Origin of the sequence: Negativicoccus succinicivorans (genome assembly GCF_018373335.1) — a bacterium.
Classification (GTDB): Bacteria; Bacillota; Negativicutes; order Veillonellales; family Negativicoccaceae; genus Negativicoccus; species Negativicoccus succinicivorans_A.
The window spans coordinates 1-3088 of the sequence record NZ_JAHAHH010000100.1 but is presented as its reverse complement, the minus strand read 5'-3'; the positions used below and the strand labels follow the sequence as shown (position 1 = coordinate 3088).

At 54.1% G+C, this 3088-nt stretch carries 3 protein-coding genes; all 3 read right to left on the bottom strand.

The genetic code is table 11. The features are described from left to right. The coding region (locus KH813_RS06325) for an ESPR-type extended signal peptide-containing protein (protein WP_303994504.1) at nt 1-1680 on the bottom strand (1680 nt) is incomplete at its 3' end. A gap of 182 nt (nt 1681-1862) precedes the next feature. After that, the gene (locus KH813_RS06320; RefSeq protein WP_303994503.1) at nt 1863-2144 is read right to left on the bottom strand and encodes an S-layer homology domain-containing protein; all 282 of its coding nucleotides are present in this window, start codon (nt 2142-2144) and stop codon (nt 1863-1865) included. A gap of 97 nt (nt 2145-2241) precedes the next feature. After that, nucleotides 2242-3088 (bottom strand): YadA-like family protein (locus tag KH813_RS06315; RefSeq protein ID WP_303994502.1); only part of this gene is annotated, 847 nt, incomplete at its 5' end.

Here is a 3088-nt window from a genome sequence, read left to right as displayed (position 1 = left end):
GAGAGCCGTGGAAGCTTTCCCGCTCGCTTTAGCTGCGGAACCGAAAGCAGACGCGGGGTCTCCATTCGCAACGGAAATACTTCCCGCCGCTGTGGCAGCCGTCCCGGTCGCGTTAGCTGCGGAACCGAAGGCAGACGCGATTTTTCCATTCGCAACGGCATTACTTCCCGTCGCTGTAGAAAATTCTCCCATGGCTTTTGCACTGCTTCCCGTAGCTGTGGCAGCGACTCCGCCCGCTTGCGCGGAGGATCCTACCGCCGTACCGTAATCGCCCTGCGCTCCCGCGCGCGGTCCGACCGCTATCGCGGCGACACCTTTGGCCCCGTCATTATTCCAGTTCGTTCCCTCAGGCTTGGCACTGTCATTCGCGTTAACGGAGAAATAGTGGGTCGCTTGCTCTTCCATTTGCTTCGTGATGGCTTTGATCTGCGCCACGTTCACCGCGTCAGTGTCTTCCGTGCCGGCGGCGACGCCCGTAATCTGACGGGTAACTCCCAGGTCCGCATTTCCTACAGAAACCGCTCCGTCGATGGATTGCCATGCATTTACATATCCGTTTACCAATTTGAATTGCGCGTTAAATTCATCCGTTTTATTTTTCAGATTTTCTTGAATTTGTTTCGTCGCATCGGATGGTTTGCCAATGGGATCTTTTTTACTGCTTTCGATGAATTGGGCCTGTAATTGTTGTAGCTCTCCTCGCAGACCGTTAAGTTTATCTATTGCTTGCGCGCGTTCCGCTTTTTTCTCGCCCAGCAAAGTATCTTCATTCATGGCATTGCCTGCCGACGCGTCAAAGCCCCAGACTTTCGCCTGTCTGTCGGCAAGGCTGTTCCCACCGAGAGCAACACCGCCAATTTGCGTCGCCCTTGCCAGCGATCCGAGGGCCAAACTGCCGACCGCTTGCGCTTCCGCTCTTCCGCCAACTGCGGCCGACTGTTGACCGGTCGCTTTCGCTTGCGAACCAATCGCCGCCGCAAGGTTGTCCGCCTCTGCAAAAGCGCCGACCGCTACCGATTCATTGCTTTTCGCCTGAGCCCAAGATCCGAGAGCCGTAGCACCTACTCCGGTCGCGTTAGCTGCAGAACCGAAAGCAGACGCGGTTCTTTCATTCGCAACGGCATTACCTCCCACCGCTGTGGCAGCCGTCCCGGTCGCCTTAGCTGCGGAACCGAAAGCAGCCGCGATTTCTCCATTCGCAACGGCGGCGCTTCCCGTCGCTGTAGCCGCTGTCCCCGTGGCCTTCGCATTGGTTCCCGCCGCTGTGGCAGCTACTCCGCTCGCATTGGCCGCCACGCCGAAGGCGCTCGCCTGTTCACCGTCCGCTTGCGCGTAGGATCCTACCGCCGTACCATACTCTCCCTGCGCGCCTGTACGAGGTCCGATGGCGATACCGCCAAGAGCTTTCGCTCCGTCATTAAGCCAATTAGTTCCCACAGGATTGGCGCTGTCATTGGAATGGATCGAGACATAATGCGTTCTCCAGCTATCCGGATCCACCGGAGTCGCGGGATCTTCCGCGTAGGCGAGACTGCCCGCGGACAGCAAGGACAGAACCATCGCGGCCATCACCGCTTTGTTGCGGCAGATCGAAACTTTGCCGCGATTTTTCGCGATTTCCGATACCACGGAGCAACTGTTTTTACCCCTATTCCAAATCACCTTGTATACTCTGTTCATAAGTACACCCCTCCCATGCTACAAATAAAAAATTAATAAAGGGTAATGCTTGCCTTAATGTTACCCCCCCCTCGAAATTCCTGTCAATCATCAAATATTTTATTTTTTTCATAGAAAAAACCTCAAGTTTTTTTATTTCCTTGAGGTTTTTCCATAATCGGCGATGCCGCGTTTATGAAATTTTATTTCGCTTGCTGTTCTTCATTCACACGGACGCGTTCGATGACCGGTTGTCCGTCGTTGTCTTTCGTGATGACATCAACGCGGATTCGCGCCAGCTCGGGGGCGAATTCCTGCACCGCGCGGGCATCGAGGCTGACGCCTTTCGCCAATGCTCTGTAAAGCATGGCGGCGAGTTCGTAACGTGTCATGCTGCGGTCTCCGGCAAAGGTTCCGTCCGGATAGCCTTCGATAATGCCTTGTTCGCAAAGGCCTTTGACGTATTCATACGTCCAAGGATACATGAAAGGGATTTCATGTTTACTCCGACGCCCGCCAAACCCGAGCTTTCCATGTAAAAAGGATCACCGCAAGTGCGGTGACCCTTTTCGTTTCTGTTTCCTATTTCGCTGCCATGAGCTTCTGCACTTGTTGTTTCAAAATTTCGATTTCGTTCCTCATCTCTTTATTTTCATTCTTGATTTCTCTGTTTTCGTTCTTGATTTCTCCGTTTTCGTTCTGCATGATCTCATTCGCTGTTTTCAGATCTTTGATTTCGTTCGCCATGGCAATTTTGGAAGTACTGATGCCCGTTCCCTGTCCTACTTTCATCGAGAAACCGACATTGAGCATGTTTTCACCGCCGCCGAATGAGCCGCCAACGCTGAACATGGTGTTTGCGGTCGGCCGATAGAAGGCGCCGATGGCTACCGCGTTCGCGCCGCTGTAATGGCCGTATCCCGCCGCGAAGTCCCATTTGTTTTCGGGATCATAATCCAAGGGATGAAGTCCCGCCAAGGCCGCCGCGCCCGCGCCGATTCTGTCGACTCTCGTGTCCAGTTGATCGACTCGTCCGTTCAAAACGGTGATGTTTTCAGTGTTCGCAGTAATATTTGCAGTGTTCGTTGTGATACGTGTATCCAAACCCGTCATTTGTTCGTTTACGTTGCTTTCCAATTTTTTCAGCTGGACGACGTTCACCGCATCGGTATCTTTCGTGCCGGCGGCAACGCCCGTAATCTGACGGGAAAATCCTTCCTCCTCATTGCCGACAGCAACCGCCGCTACTGTCGCCTGCCATGCTTCCGACGTGTCATCTCCCGCCAAATAGCCGCTTACTCCCGCATCTCTATCGGCAATGCTGCCCGCACCGAGAGCGACGCCGAACTCTTGTGTCGCTATTGCCGTTGATCCGATGGCGATACCGCCGTCTTTTTGCGCTTCCGATGCGGATCCGATGGCGATCGCA

Bases quoted from the DNA above. Each gene is read 5' to 3' on its own strand.
- KH813_RS06320 (WP_303994503.1), bottom strand. From the start codon at position 2,144: ATGTATCCTTGGACGTATGAATACGTCAAAGGCCTTTGCGAACAAGGC.